The sequence below is a fragment of the Anaerococcus hydrogenalis genome (assembly GCF_002871895.1).
Classification (GTDB): Bacteria; Bacillota; Clostridia; order Tissierellales; family Peptoniphilaceae; genus Anaerococcus; species Anaerococcus hydrogenalis.
The window spans coordinates 227,964-245,971 of sequence record NZ_PNHP01000001.1 but is presented as its reverse complement, the minus strand read 5'-3'; the positions used below and the strand labels follow the sequence as shown (position 1 = coordinate 245,971).

Sequence of the window (18,008 nt, the reverse complement as noted above, 5' to 3'; positions counted from 1 at the left end):
TTACCTCAAATCAAAATTGTAGTTACAGTGATATTATCGTGTCCACCATTTCTTATAGCTAAATCAACTAGGCTAGATGATATTTTATCAGCTGTTGAGTTATTAGCAATGATTGACTCAATTTCTACATCACTGACTTCATTTGTCAACCCATCTGTCACCATTAGTAATATATCACTATCTTTCATATCAAGTGACCTTGACTCTGGTTTAATTTTACTAGCTACTCCAACTGCTCTTGTAATAGTAGACTTATTAGCAAAATTTTGGGCTTCATCCTCTGTTATTGAACCTGAATCGATTAAATCATTAACCAAGGAATGATCTCTGGTTATTCTTTGTAATTTTTTATCAGAATAAATATAAGCCCTTGAATCTCCAATGTGGCTTATATGATAAGATTTTTTTTCATAATCAATACAAACACAAACAGCAGTCGTGCCCATATTAGAATATTGTTCATAAGATTTTGATAGTGAATAAATTTTATTATTTGCATCCCTTAAGGCTTCTTCTTGTAAATCGATAATTGATGGAAAGTCCTCAATATTTGCATCTTTAATAAAATCTATGTAATATTTAGCAGCTAGTTTTGAAGCTATCTCACCACCATTGTATCCACCCATACCATCAGCAACTATAAAAAAGCAATACTTATCTAATTCTAAATTACCATAATAATCCTGGTTTTCGCTTCTTACCTTGCCGATATTTGAAATAGTACTAAATTTCATTTTTACCTCGCATAGTTATTTCTCAACTGACCACATGATGCATCAATATCAGAACCCATCGATCTTCTAATAGTAGCATTTAGGCCTTTTTTTGTAAGTTTTTGTTGAAATTGATCCATTACATTGTTTTTAGTTTTTGAATGTTTAAACTCTTCTATTGGATTTAAGGGGATCAAATTTATATGAATATTTTTCCCCTTAAAAAGATTTTCTAATTGGTCAATGTCTTCTCTTAAATTATTTACCCCATCAATTACAACATATTCATATGAGACTCTTCTTTTGGTTTTTTCAAGATAATAGTCACAAGCTTTTATAATATCTTTTATTTTATATTTTTTCCCACTTGGCATATAAGTCATTCTTTTTTCATCGAAAGCATAGTGTAGGGAAACTGCCAAATTAATATCATAACCTAAATTTGCTAAATCATATATCTTATCAACTAGGCCAACAGTAGATACAGTTATAGAACGATGGGATAAATTTCTACCCTTTTGATCTGTTATAATTTTAATAAATTTTTCAATATTTGAAAAATTATCTAAAGGTTCTCCTATTCCCATAACTACAATATTGCTTATATCAGAATTTTCTCTTTCCAAAAGATAAATTTCTTCAATTATTTCTGCTGCTGAAAGAGATCTTTCAAGGCCATTTTTTGTAGATGCACAAAATTTGCACCCCATCCTACAACCTACTTGTGATGAAATACAAATAGTATTTCTATTATTATATTCCATAAAAACAGCTTCTATTATATTTTTATCATCAAGTTCAAATAAATATTTTTTAGTTTTATCAAGATTGGATTTAAATTCTTTTACTACCTTTATTTTTGGAAAATAGAAATACTTATCTAAATCTTCACGCATCTTTTTTGATAAATCTGTCATTTTAGAAAAATCATTTATTTTATTTACATGAATTTGCCTGAAAACTTGTTTTGCCCTAAACTTTTTAAATCCTAAGTCCAAAAATATTTTTTCTAACTCTTCTATTGTCTTATCATTTATAGTTTGTTTCATAATCATATCTTTTCAAATTTTGTAAGGAAAAATCCATCGGTTTCATCTTCAAAAGTATTATATTCCAAATACTCCTCACCATTAATTTTTATATTCTTAAGACTTTTTTTCTTGCTTAAATAGGTAAAATTATCTTTATTTTCAATATTTCCAATAGTGCAAGTTGAAAATACCATAATGCCACCCTTCTTAAGGTATAAAAAAGCTCTATCCAAAATATTTTTTTGAAGTTTTGAAAGATTTATCACATCTTCCATAGTCCTATTATATCTTATCTCTGGTTTTCTATCCATAACACCAAGACCTGAACATGGCAAATCACACAAAATATAATCAAATTTTTCTTTAAACTCGTCTTTTACTATACTAGCATCAAAATTTGTAATTTCTATATTTTTAAGGCCAAGTCTTTTTATATTTTCATTTATCTTAGAAAGTTTATTAAATGATATATCATTGGCTACAATTCGAGATGAATTTTCGCAAAGCTCTGCCAAAAAAGAAGTTTTAGTTCCTGGAGCCGCACACAAGTCAAGTATTTGAGAATTTTTTTTAGGATTTAATACTTCACAAACCTTAATTGATGCCTCTGATTGGATAGTAAATAAGCCTTCTTTAAATTCTTTCGTATCTGCCAAGGAGCTTGGGTTTTTAACTATCAAACTTCTAGAAGAAATTTTAGATTCTGCAAGTTGATATCCCTTATCTTCTAGAAGATTTTTTAATTTATTTTTATCAATCTTATTTTCATTTACCCTAATTGACAATTTTCTTTCTTTATTTAAGGAATTTAAAAATTTTTCTGTGTAGTCATATCCATAAGATTCATTCAAATAATTAATAATCCATAAAGGGATAGAGTATTTTATAGATTGAAACTGCTCTTTATTTTTTGCCTTTATTTTTGATAGGTTTTCTTCATCTCTAATGTATGACCTTAAAATAGCATTCACAAAAGACTTAGACTTATAAGAAACTTTTTTTGTTAAATTTACAAGTTCATTTACTATGGCGTAGTTCTTTCTATCTAAAAAATGAATATTATATATTCCAATTTCTAAAATTAGTAAAACTTTTTTATCTATTCTTTTTATTTTTATTTTAGATAATTTCCCAATAATATATTCAAGATAAAGCTTATTTTCCAAAACACCATAGATATTTTTTGTAATATAAGATATATCACTAACTTCTCTTGCTATATCATTTATAATATCTGTAGATTTTTCATTTTTATAGCATATCCTATAAAGTCCATCTAATATTAATTTGAAATCTTGCATATTATTCTAAATAAATTCCTTCTTCAAAATCATTTCCTAATAAAAATGACTTCGTATCCATGGCTTTTTTCCCAGGAAATTGAATTTTTTCTATTTTTATCCCACCATTTTTGCAGCCTATAATAATCTTATCTTCCTTATTTGCCTTATATACAAAAGATATTTTTGGATTTTCTATTTGAACAGGACTTGCCTTTAAAATTTTTACGTTTTCTCCCTTATAAGTAAAATAAGCCTTAGGAAATTCTACAAGAGCCCTTATTTTATTGATTATATCTTCTTTATCATTAGAAAAATCGATTTTTCCCATATCTTTTGATATTTTTTTGGTAAATGTAGCCTTTTCATCATCTTGTTTTATACTTTTTTCAATTAAATCATTGTAATTTAATAAGGAATATAAAATTGCCTGGCTTCCAATTTTAGATAATTTTTCACTCAATGATGTAAAATCATCTTCATCTTGTATTTCCAATTCTTTTTGATATAAAATATCTCCAGAATCCATTCCTTTTTCTATAAGCATGGCTGATGCATGAGTTGTTTTATCACCATTTAATAAGCTAAATTGGACAGGACTTGGTCCCCTATATTTTGGTAAGGATGAAGGATGTAGGTTTATAATTTTATTTTCAAATTCTTTCAATAAATTTTCTTTTATTAGTTGACCGAAGGCAACCACAACAATAAAATCTATCTCTTTTTCTTTCAAAATACTAATAAATTCGTCTGTATTGACACTATCTGGTGTAAGTACTTCCAAATTATTATCCAAAGCATATTGTTTGATTACAGTTGGTTTGAATTTATTCCTATTTCTTTTTTTATCTTTTCCACTTACTACTAAACTTACATTTATATTTTCATTTTTATTAAGAATATCCAAAGTTTCTAGTGAAAACTTTGGACTTCCCATAAAACATATATTTATTTTTTTAGTCAAATTTAACTTCCTCTTCATAATTATCTATAAATAAAACACCATTTAAGTGATCAATTTCATGGCAAAGAGCAACAGCCTTTAATCCTTCAGCTTCAATTTTTTTCTCTTCTCCATTTTCATCTAAATATTTTACTATTACATGGGCAGGTCTTTTTACATTTGCATTAAAGTTTGGAACTGAAAGACATCCTTCAACTCCAACTTGCTCTCCATCTTTTTCAATAATTTCTGGATTTACAAGTTTTATTAGCCCATCTTCATCTCTAATATCTACAACTATTACTCTTTTTAAAAGACCTACTTGGGGAGCTGCAAGTCCAACTCCGTCAGCCTTATACATAGTCTCAGCCATATCATCTAACAAAATTTTAATTCTATCATTAACTTCTTTAACTTCTTTTGAAGTTTTTCTTAAAATTGGATCTCCTACTTGTCTTATATTTCTAATTGCCATAACTTCTCCTTTATTTATTTTGTTCAAAATCAATTGAGTAAATTTTTGATATCCCACCATCTCCAATTGTTACTCCATGTATTTTTTCTGCAAGTTGCATGGTTGTTTGCCTGTGAGTTATCATTATAAATTGAGTATTATTTGATAAGGATTTTAGATAGTCTATATATCTTTTTATATTTGATTCATCCATAGCTGCATCAATTTCATCTAATAGTGAAAATGGTGCAGGATTTGTTTCAAATATTGCAAATAAAAGTGCTACTGCTGTAAGTGATTTCTCTCCACCAGATAAAAGTGAAATATTCTTAGTACTTTTTCCTGGAGGACAAGCAGAAATATCAATTCCAGCATCTAATAATTCATTAGAATCTAAACTTAATTTTGCATTTCCACCCATAAATAATTCTTTAAATATTCTTTGAAACTTTCTATCTATTATATTGAAATTTTTGATAAATTCATCTTTCATGTCATTTTCTAATTTTTTTATCATTTTTTCAATATCTTTTTTAGCTAATTCTAAGTCTATTTTTTGTTTGTCTAAAAACTCAAATTCTTCATTGATTTTCTTGAAATTTTCCTTTGAATTTTCATCAAAAAATCCTATCTTTCCAAGTTTTTTTTGAAGATCGAACAAGTCTTCTTTTTTTATAGAAAGCTCTTTTTCCTCATAATTATTTTCTTTTAACTTATCCAAGGGTTTTGAAATAAATGGTCTGATTTCATCTTCTAAATTTTTCAAATCCTTACTAATAGCTTCCAATTTGTAATTAAACTGAACTATTTTCATAGAATATTCATTTAATTCATTTTCTATATTTTTGGATAAGGATAAAAGTTCATGGTTAGCCTTTTTCTTATCATCGATTTCTTTATTTAGATCAAGCTTTGTTTGTTCAAATTTATCTAGATTATTTTTAGATTTTTCAATTTTTTCCTTACTCAAAGAAATTTCATTTTCTAAATTCTCCAAAGTTTTATCTAAGCTTATTTTTAATTTTTGATTAAATTTAATATTTTCTTCTAAATTTATTAGGCTATTTTGATCTTCACCAATCCTATTTTCTAAAATATTTAAGTCTCTTGTATTTATTTCAATACTATTTTTATTTTTAAATATTTGGTTAGATAAATCATTTATTAAGTTATTTTTTTCATCAGCTTGATTTTCTAAGTTTTTAATTTTTTTAATAATATCTTCTAAATCTAATTTTATTTTCTCAATATCTTTAAATTCTTCATCTTCCGAAGACTCTCTTAGAGATTCTTTTAACTCCTTAATTCTTTGAAGGAAAGTTTCCTCTTGATAAGTCTTCCTATCAAGCTCTAAATTTTTATTGGAATATTTTTCCTTTAAATCAAGTGATACTTGCTCATTTTCAACTAATATTTCTTTATTTTTTTCGATTTCTATTTTTATATTATTAAAAGAATCCAATAATTCATTTCTTTCATTTCTAAGATTATTTATTCTAGCTTTAATTTCATTGATTTTTTTATTTCTATTTAAGATATTAATATTTGATTTTCTCGATTTATTTACACCTGCAGCCATAGAACCCCATGTATTTATGAGGTCAAGTTGTAGGGAGATTATCCTATAACCCTTTATTTTATTTGAAAGACTAATAGCATCATCAATATTTTTTACTACAACAGTATTAGATAAAAAATGATTTATAATATTTTCAAGCCTATCATCATAGCTTACTAGATCATAAGCCATAGCTATGACTTCTTTCTCATCAACTCTTGGTTTTTTATTTTGTTTAATTGAATCAAGAGGTAAGAAGGTTATTCTTCCAAGTTTATTCTTATTTACAAAGTTAATAATTTCTCTAGTATCATTTTTTGACCAAGTAACTATATTTTGAAGGCCCTGTCCAATAAGATTTTCAATTATTTCTTCATAGCCTGACTTTACTGTAATAAGATTTGCCAGAGTATTTATATAGTATTTTTCAATTTCTGTATTTTTTGTTTTTTTCAAAAAATCTGAAACAGAATAAAAATATCCATCATTTCTTTCAATCATTGATTTTTGAATCTTATATTTAGAAATTTCTTCCTTACATGATAAATTATTTTGATTGATTTCTTTTTCTAATAAATCTTTTTGATTGTTATCACTTAAGATTTTTTCTTTTATTTTATTAATGTTTTCATCTGTATCATTAATTTTTTTTGATAAAGTATTTTTTTCTTCTTCAAAAACAGATAAATCTTTTTTTATATCAGTAAGTTCTTTTTCAAAATCACTTATCTTTTCTTTTATTTCTTTATTATTTTTATCTCTTCTCTCTTTTAAAATTAACCTTGTTTTTTGGTCTATATCATAATCATATATTAATTTATTTAGTTTTTTCTCCGAGTCTTTTAAACTTAAAAGGTCATTTTTTATATTTGATAAAGTAGATAAATTTTGCTTTTTCTTTTTTAAAAAATCTTCATTTTCAATTTCTAGATTTTTAATAAGGTTTTTAGTTTGATCTAATTTACTTTTTTGATCATCTAGGGAAATTTTATATTTTTTTATTTTTTCATCATAAGATTCGAAATCTTTTTTATTTCTTTCTAAATCTTTTTGATTGTAAGATAATTTTTGCTCATCTAATTGAATTTTATTAGTAAGCCTATCTATATTTTTTTCCTTATTTAAAATATCCTGGCAAATTTTTTCATAATTTTTTTCAAGATTTCTAATTGAATCTGCTATTGGAAGTAAAGACTCATTTACCTTATCAAATTCTCTTGTTTTCTCTTCTTGAACTTTTTTTATATTTTTTATATCTTCAATTAATTCTTTATTTTTTTCTTCTAAAGATTTGGACCTTCTAATATAAAAATAATAAGATTTTTTATCAAGTAAATCTTCAATTTCGTGATACTTGTCAAAATTTTTAGCTTCTATTTCTAACTTATTTTTATCTTTATTTTTATATTCCCATTCCCTTTGAATTATTTCTAGATCATCATCAACTTTTGATAATTTTTTTAAGGATTCTTCCCTTCTATATTTATGAGTTGCAATTCCACTTGCCTCTTCAAAAATATTTCTTCTTTCTTGGTTAGAAGAATTCAATATTTCATCAATTCTTCCTTGACCAATCACAGAATATCCTTCTTTACCAATTCCAGTATCCAAAAACAATTCTTTTACATCTTTAAGCCTTACTCTTTTTCCATTTAACCTATATTCATTGTCACCATTTCTATAAATTCTTCTAGAAATTTTCACCAAGTCATAGTCACTTGATAAGGCCCTATCTTTATTATCGAAAGACAAGTTTACTTCTGCCATATTCATAGGTTTTTTTCGGTCAGAGCCTTGAAATATAACATCATCCATCTTTTTTCCTCTCAAAGATTTTACAGATTGTTCTCCCAAAACCCATTTTATGGCATCAGCTATATTAGATTTTCCAGATCCATTCGGTCCTACTACAGCAGTTATTTGGTTATTAAATTTTATTTTCGTTCTTTCAGCAAAGGACTTAAATCCTTTAAGTTCTACACTTTCTAATCTAATATAAATCACCACCGTAAGTTTTTTCTACAAATTTTTTTATAAATCCATCAATATCATAAGGGATTTTTTTGTCTTTACATTCAATAAATTCTTCACTATCATTTTTAAAATTTATTATTAAACCATATTTTTTGTAAAAATAATCTTTATTTGATTTTTTATTTCCAGAAATTATAGAAATTTCCCTATTTCCTACATGAATTATTATATTATCTTTAAAATCAAAGTTTTTGATTAGTTCTTCTAAATAAATTTTGTGTATATTTGATTCTACTAATTGTCTTATTGATGGATGAAATGGACCAGCCACAACATCTTCTTTGTCATTTATATTTTCTGTTGGTTGAAGTCCTATTCTTATAACTGGAATATTTTTATAAGAATAAATCATATAAAGCTTACTAGAAATGTCAATTGCTTCATCTAATGTCAAAGGCTTATATAAATTTTCTTTATATAATTTCTCAAGTTTTGTATCTTTAATAACCAAGGTAGGATATATTCTTACCATATCCGGATTCATTTTTATAGATTCTAGTCCTGTATTTATTGCTGAATCATAAGTATCCTTGTAAAGACCTGGCATAATTTGATGGCCTAATTTAAAGCCATATTCTTTTATCAATTTACTTGCCCTAATTGAATCTTCCCTACTGTGTCCTCTCTCATTAGCATTCAATATTTCATTATCAAGAGATTGAATACCAAGTTCTATTACATCAACCTCATATTCTTTTAATATATCAAGAATAGAATTATTTATATAATCAGGCCTTGTAGATAATCTGATTCTATCAATAATTCCCTTCTTTTTATAAGCTAAAGCAATTTCAAGATAAGAAATCATGACATCTGTTTCAAGACCTGTAAATGATCCACCAAAAAATGCAATTTCTTTTGGATTATCATTATTCGGAAAATAGGATAAGTATTGGTCAATTTGCTTTATGGTATTTTCTTTATTTATACTATCTTTATAATTCGTAATTTTCACCTGATTGCAAAAAGCACAATCATGGGGACAACCTAAAAACGGTATAAAGATTGGTATTATATATTCTTTTTTACTCATAGTTTAACTTCTTATAAGCCTTCATCGCAGCCATTTGTTCTGCTTCTTTTTTATTTTTTCCTTTTCCTGTGCTTAATTTTTTGTTTTTAGCATAAACATCCATATAAAATGTCTTGTTATGTTCAGGGCCTTCTTCTTTTGCAAGTTTATATTTTAAAATTGTCCTATTTGTTTTATTAAAATATTCTTGTAATTTTGTCTTATAATCAATAAAAAGTAGGTCATTTTCTAAAAGTTCTTTTACAGTTTGATAATAATTTTCCATCAAAAAGTTTTTCAAAAAAGCATATCCTGCATCAAGATAAATCGCAGCACAAAAAGCTTCAAAGGTATCAGCCTTTACAGACTTTTTCTCCCTACCATTATGGCTAATTTCACCTTTTCCAAATAACAAATAAGAAGAAAGATTAAATTTCTCGCTTGCCTTTGAAAAAGAAGATGTACAAACAATTCTTGACCTAATTTTTGTAAGTTTTCCTTCTGGATATGACTTGTGATTTTTATATAATTCTTCGCTAACCACCAAATCCAAAATGCTGTCTCCCAAAAATTCTAACCTTTCATTAGAAGATCTATTTTTATCTTTACTTTCGTTTATATAAGAAGAATGAGTAAGGGCTACATCAATTAAATTTTTGTTTTTAAAGCTGTAGCCAATACTTTCTTCAAGTTTTTCTAATTCTTCTTTTCTTTCTTTGCTTATTGTCATTAATTTTTGCTTTCTATTAAGGATACTACATCTGAAAATTTTTCAATTTCATCTAGTTCGTCATCAGAAAATTCTATATCATATTTGTCTTCAATAGCCATGATAAAATCTAACATATCTATTGAATCAATATCATAATCTGAAATAGCCTTATCAAAATCTACTTCATCCACATCTATATCTAAATTTTCCCTTACTAATTCTAATAATTCATCTCTTATCATTTTAATTCTCCTTTAATTTTTTCTATTGTATCTGTATTTATATAATCTATTAAACCAAGAATTGCTGAGGCAAATGCTCTTTTGTTTGAATTTCCATGGGCCTTGTATACATATTGTTTTACCCCCAAAAGTGGTGCTCCACCAATACCATCAGAATTATATTTTGATAAATTCTCTTTTAAGCTATCTTTTATTAATGCTCCACCAATTTTTGTTTTAACCGACTTATAAATCGCATCTTTTATTTCTTTACTAAAAAGACTTATTACTCCTTCAGCTGTTTTTATAGCTATATTTCCATCAAAGCCATCAGCTATAATTATATTAGTTTTTCCTGTAAATAAATCTCTTGCTTCAATATTTCCAACGAAATTAAGGGAAGATTCCTTTAATAATTTATAAGTTTCCTTAGATAATTTATTTCCCTTATGTTCTTCAATTCCTACATTTAATAAAGATACTGAAGGATTTTCTATATTTAAAACATTTTTAGCAAATACATGGCCCATAATTGCAAATTCTCTTAAAAATTCTGCCTTACAATCCATATTAGCTCCTGTATCTAACAAAAGACTTGTATTTTCATAAGTTGGAAGACTTGTTGCTATGCAGGCTCTTTTAATACCTTCTATTCTTCCAGAAATAAAAAGTCCACTAGCAAGAATTGCTCCAGTAGAACCAGAAGAAACTAAGCCATCATAACCGTCTTCGTTTAATTTATTAAATCCTTTGACAAGACTTGATTCTTTTTTCTTTCTAATAGCCCTTACCGGGTCTTCATTATTTTCTATTTTTTCTTTAGCATCAATTATCTCATAAGATTTTATTCTACCATCAATTATTTTTTCTATTTTTTCTTTTTCACCAGAAAAACATGGTATAAATTCTTTAGTTTTTAGAGCTTCAATTGCACCTTCTATAGGAATTCCAATCCCATCATCTGCTCCAAAAGTATCTATAATTATTTTCATAATTTCCCCTTATTTTTGATAATAAAAAAAGATAGTGTTACCACTATCTTAATTTAACTCAAGAACTTCTTTGCCTTTATGATAACCACAGCTTGGACAAACTCTATGTGGTAACATTGGTTCATGACAATTTGGACACTCTACATAAGATGATTTATTTAATCTGTAAGCTGAAGCTCTTCTTTTATTTTTTCTTGTTTTTGATGTTCTTCTCTTAGGTACTGCCATTCTAACACCTCCTAGTTATGAGTTTTAGCAATCTTAAACATTATATAAGTAAATGTTAAAATTGTCAAGTTAAACTAGTTTTTTAGTGTCTCTTGCAATCATTAATTCTTCGTTAGTTGCTATAACAAATACCTTAACTTTAGAATCATCTGTAGAAACTAAATGACATCCGCCACGAACATTATTTTTTTCTGGATCAATTTTAATACCAAATTGTTCGAAACCTTCCATTATACTTTCTCTCATTGTTATAGAATTTTCTCCAATTCCACCTGTAAATACAATAGCTTCTACATTTCCAACTTCTGCCATGTATCCTGCTATATATCTTTTTGCTCTGTTAGCAAACATTTTTAAGGCTATATCTGCTCTTTTATTTCCATCATTTGCTGCATTTTCAAGATCTCTAAAATCTGATGAAACTCCTGATACTCCTAAAACTCCAGATTCTTTGTTTAATACATTATCCATTTTTTTAGTATCGTAACCATATTCATTCATTAAAAATGTTACAACAGTTGGGTCTAAGTCACCACTTCTTGTTCCCATTACAAGTCCTTCTAGTGGAGTAAGTCCCATTGTTGTATCAAAAGATTTTCCTTCTTTAATCGCGCAAATTGAAGATCCATTTCCTAAGTGGCAAGAAATCATATTTAAATCTTTTTGATCTTTTTCTAAAACTTGAGCTGTTTTTTGTGTTATGAAATCATGGCTTGTTCCATGGAAACCATATTTTCTAACTGCTTGATCTTCATAATATTTATAATCAATTCCGTATAGGAAGTTTTCTTCTGGCATTGATTGGTGGAATGCTGTATCAAATACTGCAACATTTTTTACATTTGGAAGAAGTTTCTCACATGCTTCAAGTCCCATCATATTTGCTGGGTTGTGTAATGGTGCAAATTTTGAATATTCTTTTACAGCTTCTCTTACATTTTCATCAATTACAACTGATTTTGTAATTTTTTCTCCACCGTGAACAAACCTATGTCCTACTGCATCAATTTCTGATAGGTCTGATATTACACCATTTTCTTTATCAGTTATTGCATCAAATACATGTTTTACAGCTTCAGTATGGTCTTTCATATCTTCTTCGATAATATATTCGTCTTCGCCTTTTTCTTGTTTAAGCCTTGATCCGTCAATTCCAATTCTTTCTACAAGCCCCTTTACTAAAACTTCTTCATTGTCCATATCAAATAATTGATATTTTAAGGATGAAGACCCACAGTTGATAACTAATATTTTCATTTATTCCTCCATTAAAATACTTTTTTCGATTTAATTTCTATATATTTTGGATTTTCTATGTCATTTATATAATTTAAAGCTTTATCCTTATCGTATGAATATTTTACTAAATTAGAATAATCATTTTCTGATATTATTTGTCCATTTATGGTAAGCTTACTTTTATTTTTTGAAATAATATCACCTTTTATTATAAGTAAACCATCCAAAATCAAATCATTTTCCAAAATTAAATCATTTCCAATTATTACTATACCACTAATTCTTATCGGTGCTTTACTTTTTTTGGAATAATTTTCCTCTTTGTTTTTTAAGTTACTCTCATTTTTTTCTTGATTTTTTTCATCAGATATTTCATTTGATTTTTCTTTTTTATCTTTTATATTTAAGTTTTTATTAATCTTTAAAAAAGTATTTTCACTATCATTTTTTATCTGATAATTTTCGTATTCTTTAAATTTTTTTGTCTTAAATTTTATATTTTTATAAAACTCATCGAATTTATCAGCTAAAATAATTTTTTCTTCTTCTTTTAATTCATATTTTTCTTTTAAGTATAATAACACTTGTAATTCAGCTCTTGAATCACCTATTTCATTTACACTATTTATAGAGAAATATGTATCAGATATTTTTTTACACCTAAATTTCTCAATTTGATTAAAATATTTTATATTGTAAGGATGCCATGAATGATCATTGATTTTATCAACTTCTTCTAATGTTTTTATTAAATTTTCCTTATCATCAAAAATTATTGAGTAGATAGATTCTTCTTTGTAGATTGCTTTTTTTCTATTGTATATGTCCTTGTTTGAATCTTGATTATTTACTGCTTGGTTGTAGATAAAACTTAGGCTAATTGATAGTAAAACAAGGATTAAAAGTACATATACTGATAAAAATCCTCTTTTTTTCATTCTAGCCTCCTAATATAAGTTCTATATTTTGAATTTTTATCTTTTTCATAAAAATCTATAGCTATAGTAAAGGCCTTGTCTTTTTTATCATAGGATATTTTAGATGATTTACAAAATCCTATAGGAATTTTTGCTTCATTAAGACTTGATGAATTTATATTATTTATGTATACATAAAGCGTATTTTCTTCTTGGCCAAACCTATATGTAGATGTCTTATCGCCATCATTAATTTCTAATTTAAAATTTTCTTCATCTTTTATATCTATAATTTTGTCTGCTTTTCTTATAATATTTTCTATATAAAGTATACAATTGGTCGAATTTTTGTAGGATAATTCTTCTTCATAAGTTTTTTTACTTATAGACAAGTTGGTTTTTACTATATTATCTATTAAAAGAATAAGAATAGAGGAAATTGCAAGAACACATATTAATTCTATAAGGGTAAATCCTCTTTTTCTCATTTTTTGACCACCACTTCTAGTTTATATTTAGAATTATTCACCTCTACAATTTTCAAATTTTTGCTATAAGGACTTATTTCTGTATAAATTTTAATTCCATCTATTTCATCTTCATATTGGCCTATTTCTCTTTCTTTTGATCTTTCCAATACTTCTTGCATTATAAATAATGATTTAGAATCATCCTTTATCTTTTTAGAATTTTTATAGACAGAAAAAATAGAAGGAAGTATATATAGGCTTATAATTCCTATTAAGGCAAGACTTATTATGATTTCAATTAGGGTAAATCCTTTTTTCTTTTTCACTTCTTATCCTCCCCGCTATTGGCGAAACTATTATCCTATATTTATAATACTTTGAATAAAAGGCTAAAGTTTTTGCTTTTTCAACACTTCCTGTCGGCTTGAAAATCAAACTATAAGAGTTAAATGGACTAATATATTTTAAGTCAACTTCTTTTACCAGGCTATTGTCTGCATATTTTATAATTTTGTATTTATCATCCTTAATTTGGATTTCAAAATTATTCCCACTTGCTAAAGATTTCTCCCTACAATAATTAAAATCGGATATTAGATTTTCTATTTCTTTTTTCTCTTCAAATTTTGATATTATCCCTGTTTTTATCATTATTAGGCTTGCTATCGTTGAAATTATAGCTAGTGTAATTATAAGTTCTATTAGGGTGAAAGCTCTTTTTTTCATATCTTCCTCACAAAAGTGCTATTATGTAGGCTAAAAATATATAAGGGCAAAAAGGCATTATTATTTTGGTACTTTTATTTTTTATAGCAAGAAAAATTGCAGGTATGGCCCCTATCCAAACCGATACTAATAATAAGTATATTATTTTTTCATTTTCTAAAAATAAAAATAAAGATATATAGAAAAAATAATCCCCATCTCCTATATTTTTCTTCGATAAAAAATATATTATTAGAAATAAAAGGCTAAATATAAGAAATATTTTTATAAGTCCTAAATAATTTTTAATATAAAATATCCTATAAATTAGCCCTATAAATCCTAGAATATAAAGATAGACCATATGTATTTCTAATGTTTTAAAATCTATAATTGAAACTATTAATCCAATTAGTAGGGATAAAAATATAAAAACTCCTTGAATCCCACAATTTTTTTTAAATGCAAATATAAATAAAAGACCCCCTACTATTTCACAAATTAGATATGAAATCGGGATCTTTTTGTGGCAAAACCTACATCTTCCTCTTAAAAATAAATAAGAAATTATAGGGATTAAGTCTCTTTTTAATATTTTTTTATTACAATATGTACAATGACTTGGTGGAAAGGCAATATTTTCTCCTTTTATTGACCTTTGACATGCAAGATGGGCAAATGATCCAAAAATACTTCCTATAAAAAAATAAAATAAATAAATCATTCTATAGGACCTGGATTTATGATTATTGATGAATCTTTCGGATTTATTGTAACTGTATATTTGTCAGCTTTTATATCTTTTAATCCTTTAGGAACTTTTGGCCATTTATCTATATAATTTTTATAATCACCTTTCCCATCTGACCATTCTATAGTTTCATCACTCGAACTAGATTCATTTAATTTTAAACTAGCTGCTGTTTTTAGCATTGAAATATTTGCATTATGGGCAGTAATTGCAGCTTTTTCTTTTGACATTTTGTATTTTGGTATAGCAATTGCAGCAAGTAAGGCTATAATTGCAATTACTATAATAAGTTCAATTAATGTGAAAGCTTTCTTTTTACTTTTTAATTTTTTTACCATAGACTGCTCCTTAAAAATTAACATTATTAACTGAATCAAACATGGGAATAGCAACCGAAAAAACAACAAAACCTACAAGCAAAGCCATAAATAAAATCAAAAATGGTTCAGCCATACTTGAAAGTCTTTTTAACCTATATATGTATTCGTTGGCATAATAGTCTGCTGCCTTTTTTAGAGATCCAACCATATCTCCACTATCTTCCCCAACTTTTATCATAGCTATAAATAATTTTGTAAAAACATTTTCATTTTCAAGTGAATCTGACAAGGAATTTCCTAATTCTAGACTGTATTGAACATTATCTAAAATATATCTAAGATATAAATTCTTAAAAGATTTTTTTATTATATTTATACTCTCAATTATATCTATATCACCTTTTTTTAAAATAAATAACAAGGATGTAATCTTATATTCTATATTTATCATCCTAAACTTATTAAAAAATATACTATTAAACAAAAATTTATCGATTTTAAACCTATAATCTTCTCTTTGCCTAAGTAAGAAAATTAAAAATACAAAAATCAATACAAATAAAAGTATGTATAGGCCATTTTCACTTATAAATGATGAGCTTTCTAAAAGAATTTTTGTAGACTTAGGAAGCTTTGTCCCATTATCCTCAAAAACTTCTATAAAAGTAGGCAAAACTTTTATAAGTATAATAATAACTACAACAATTGTAACAACTAATAAAATTATAGGATAAATTAGCGCTTCTATAATTTTATTTTTATATTTGCTTTCTTCGGTCAAATATCCTGATAACTCATCGAGTATTTCAGGCATTTTACCACTTGCATCTCCACTTTTAATAAAGGCTGTAATAATTGGACCAAAAGATTTTTCCTCTTTTAAGAAAGCTTCATAAGCTCCATGTCCATCTTTTAATGCTAAGGATACTTTGACCAAAGCCTTGTTTAATTTTTTGTCAAGACTTTGGTCAATTATAATCATTAGACTATCGTATATAGATACCGATGAGTCAATAAGTAGGCTTAATTGCTTTAAAAATAAGGATAATATATTTGAATTAATCTTTCTTATGCCTATATCTTTATTTAAAAAAGCCCTTAACTTATCAAATTTATTCACTTATACTTCTAGTAATTCTTTGTTTTTATTTTCTGCTATTTTTTCAATATTATCTATATATTTTTTAGTGATTTTTTGAATATCTTCTTCTATTGAGAATAAATCATCTTCTGTTAAGTCAGCTGATTTTTCTCCTTTTTTTGCAACATCCAAAGAATCTCTTCTTATATTTCTAATTTGAATCTTACTATCTTCAGAATAATCATTAACTTGTTTTGTTAAATCTTTTCTTCTTTCCTCAGTCAAAGCTGGAAATGGAAGTCTTATTACTTCTCCATCATTTTGTGGATTAATACCGATATCAGACTTATTAATAGCCTTTTCAATTTCTTTAATATTTGACTTATCCCAAGGTTTGATAACTAAAAGTCTTGGTTCTGGTGTAGAAATTGTAGCAGCTTGATTAATAGGTGTTTGAGATCCATAATATGAAAATGTTAATCCATCCAAAATTGAATCATTGGCTCTTCCTGCTCTAATTTTAGAAATTCTAATTTCAAAAGACTCGCAAGCCTTTTTCATAGCACTTTCTGTATCTTTAATAATTTTATCGTACATCAAAACTCTCCTTTACAATTGTTCCAATATCTTTTCCTTCAACTATCCTAACCAAATTTTCTGGATTATCGATTCCAAAAGCAAGAATTGGCATTTCATTATCCATACACAAACTAGTAGCTGTAGAATCCATAATTGTTAATCTTTTTTGTAAAATTTCACTATAGGTTAATTTTTCATATTTGATGGCATCATCGAATTTATTAGGATCTTTATCATAAATTCCGTCAGTACCTTTTTTACCTAATAAAATCATGTCAGCGCCAATTTCCAAAGCTCTAAGAGATGCTGTTGTATCAGTTGAAAAATATGGTAATCCTGTTCCTGCAGAAAAAATAACAATTCTTCCCTTTTCAAGATGTCTTACAGCCCTTCTTCTTATATAAGGCTCTGCAACTTCTTGCATATTAATAGCTGTCATAAGCCTTGTTTCAATTCCCATTTTTTCTAAAGTATCTTGAAGTCTTAAACCATTCATTACAGTTCCTAGCATACCTATAGTATCGCTAGTTGCTCTTTCAATATGTTTTCCGCTTCTTCCTCTCCAGAAATTTCCACCACCAACAACTATGGCAATTTCTAACCCCTTGTCCTTGGCTCTTTTAATATTTTCACAGATAAGATCAATAGTTTCGTCATCAAAACCAAATCCCTTATCCTTTGCAAGTGCTTCACCACTTAATTTTAAAACTACTCTTTTAATATCTCGCAAAACTTTTCCTCCTATTAGTAAAATTATATACTATTTTT

The 18,008-nt window shown here is 26.5% G+C and carries 21 protein-coding genes; all 21 read right to left on the bottom strand.

Translation table 11 applies throughout. The features are described 5' to 3' along the window. Positions 1–5: 5 nt before the first annotated feature. The 21 genes from CJ192_RS01165 to pyrH all read right to left on the bottom strand — a co-directional run bounded on the left by CJ192_RS01165 (position 6) and on the right by pyrH (position 17,970). A complete protein-coding gene (locus CJ192_RS01165; protein ID WP_102197459.1) occupies positions 6–734 on the bottom strand; it encodes a Stp1/IreP family PP2C-type Ser/Thr phosphatase in 729 nt (242 codons plus the stop codon). 2 nt (positions 735–736) lie between these two features. Continuing rightward, positions 737–1,768: a dual-specificity RNA methyltransferase RlmN gene (gene rlmN / locus CJ192_RS01160; RefSeq protein ID WP_102197458.1), complete on the bottom strand. Its 1,032-nt coding sequence runs from the start codon at positions 1,766–1,768 to the stop codon at positions 737–739. Next, a complete protein-coding gene (rsmB, locus tag CJ192_RS01155) occupies positions 1,765–3,045 on the bottom strand; it encodes a 16S rRNA (cytosine(967)-C(5))-methyltransferase RsmB (RefSeq protein WP_102197457.1) in 1,281 nt (426 codons plus the stop codon). Before rsmB ends, rlmN begins: the two co-directional genes overlap by 4 nt. A 1-nt stretch (position 3,046) precedes the next feature. Then, a complete protein-coding gene (fmt, locus tag CJ192_RS01150) occupies positions 3,047–4,006 on the bottom strand; it encodes a methionyl-tRNA formyltransferase (protein WP_102197456.1) in 960 nt (319 codons plus the stop codon). Beyond that, the gene (gene def, locus CJ192_RS01145) at positions 3,981–4,442 is read right to left on the bottom strand and encodes a peptide deformylase (protein ID WP_004818110.1); all 462 of its coding nucleotides are present in this window, start codon (positions 4,440–4,442) and stop codon (positions 3,981–3,983) included. Before def ends, fmt begins: the two co-directional genes overlap by 26 nt. A 10-nt stretch (positions 4,443–4,452) precedes the next feature. Then, positions 4,453–7,974 carry a chromosome segregation protein SMC gene (gene smc, locus CJ192_RS01140; RefSeq protein WP_425319618.1) on the bottom strand — a complete coding sequence of 1,174 codons (3,522 nt, stop codon included), beginning with the start codon at positions 7,972–7,974 and terminating at the stop codon, positions 4,453–4,455. Further along, positions 7,970–9,046 carry an elongator complex protein 3 gene (locus CJ192_RS01135; RefSeq protein ID WP_102197453.1) on the bottom strand — a complete coding sequence of 359 codons (1,077 nt, stop codon included), beginning with the start codon at positions 9,044–9,046 and terminating at the stop codon, positions 7,970–7,972. Before CJ192_RS01135 ends, smc begins: the two co-directional genes overlap by 5 nt. Further along, positions 9,039–9,755, bottom strand: a complete 717-nt coding sequence (gene rnc / locus CJ192_RS01130; protein ID WP_102197452.1) for a ribonuclease III — start codon at positions 9,753–9,755, stop codon at positions 9,039–9,041. Before rnc ends, CJ192_RS01135 begins: the two co-directional genes overlap by 8 nt. Next, positions 9,755–9,979 (bottom strand): acyl carrier protein, encoded by a 225-nt coding sequence (locus CJ192_RS01125; protein ID WP_004812467.1) that lies wholly within the window; start codon positions 9,977–9,979, stop codon positions 9,755–9,757. The genes rnc and CJ192_RS01125 overlap by 1 nt, the downstream gene beginning before the upstream one ends. Further along, positions 9,976–10,950, bottom strand: a complete 975-nt coding sequence (plsX, locus tag CJ192_RS01120) for a phosphate acyltransferase PlsX (RefSeq protein ID WP_102197451.1) — start codon at positions 10,948–10,950, stop codon at positions 9,976–9,978. Before plsX ends, CJ192_RS01125 begins: the two co-directional genes overlap by 4 nt. Before the next feature lie 48 nt (positions 10,951–10,998). Then, a complete protein-coding gene (gene rpmF, locus CJ192_RS01115; RefSeq protein ID WP_004812473.1) occupies positions 10,999–11,178 on the bottom strand; it encodes a 50S ribosomal protein L32 in 180 nt (59 codons plus the stop codon). 69 nt (positions 11,179–11,247) lie between these two features. Then, on the bottom strand, positions 11,248–12,435 hold the full coding sequence (locus CJ192_RS01110; protein ID WP_102197450.1) for an acetate/propionate family kinase: 1,188 nt from the start codon (positions 12,433–12,435) through the stop codon (positions 11,248–11,250). 11 nt (positions 12,436–12,446) lie between these two features. Beyond that, a complete protein-coding gene (locus tag CJ192_RS01105) occupies positions 12,447–13,355 on the bottom strand; it encodes a hypothetical protein (RefSeq protein ID WP_102197449.1) in 909 nt (302 codons plus the stop codon). After that, a complete protein-coding gene (locus tag CJ192_RS01100; protein WP_102197448.1) occupies positions 13,352–13,822 on the bottom strand; it encodes a prepilin-type N-terminal cleavage/methylation domain-containing protein in 471 nt (156 codons plus the stop codon). The genes CJ192_RS01105 and CJ192_RS01100 overlap by 4 nt, the downstream gene beginning before the upstream one ends. Next, entirely contained in the window at positions 13,819–14,130 is a 312-nt protein-coding gene (gene comGE, locus CJ192_RS01095; RefSeq protein WP_102197447.1) for a competence type IV pilus minor pilin ComGE, read from the bottom strand. The genes CJ192_RS01100 and comGE overlap by 4 nt, the downstream gene beginning before the upstream one ends. Continuing rightward, positions 14,099–14,530, bottom strand: coding sequence for a type II secretion system protein (locus tag CJ192_RS01090; protein ID WP_102197446.1), 432 nt, complete (start codon positions 14,528–14,530; stop codon positions 14,099–14,101). Before CJ192_RS01090 ends, comGE begins: the two co-directional genes overlap by 32 nt. A 7-nt stretch (positions 14,531–14,537) precedes the next feature. Next, complete coding sequence (locus CJ192_RS01085; RefSeq protein WP_102197445.1) at positions 14,538–15,233, bottom strand: prepilin peptidase; 696 nt, start codon at positions 15,231–15,233, stop codon at positions 14,538–14,540. Further along, a complete protein-coding gene (locus tag CJ192_RS01080; RefSeq protein WP_102197444.1) occupies positions 15,230–15,598 on the bottom strand; it encodes a prepilin-type N-terminal cleavage/methylation domain-containing protein in 369 nt (122 codons plus the stop codon). The genes CJ192_RS01085 and CJ192_RS01080 overlap by 4 nt, the downstream gene beginning before the upstream one ends. A gap of 10 nt (positions 15,599–15,608) precedes the next feature. Beyond that, positions 15,609–16,700, bottom strand: a complete 1,092-nt coding sequence (locus tag CJ192_RS01075) for a type II secretion system F family protein (RefSeq protein ID WP_102197443.1) — start codon at positions 16,698–16,700, stop codon at positions 15,609–15,611. Then, positions 16,701–17,258 carry a ribosome recycling factor gene (gene frr / locus CJ192_RS01070; protein ID WP_004818075.1) on the bottom strand — a complete coding sequence of 186 codons (558 nt, stop codon included), beginning with the start codon at positions 17,256–17,258 and terminating at the stop codon, positions 16,701–16,703. It abuts the gene before it with no gap. After that, positions 17,248–17,970 (bottom strand): UMP kinase, encoded by a 723-nt coding sequence (gene pyrH / locus CJ192_RS01065; RefSeq protein WP_004812494.1) that lies wholly within the window; start codon positions 17,968–17,970, stop codon positions 17,248–17,250. The genes frr and pyrH overlap by 11 nt, the downstream gene beginning before the upstream one ends. Positions 17,971–18,008 lie beyond the last annotated feature (38 nt).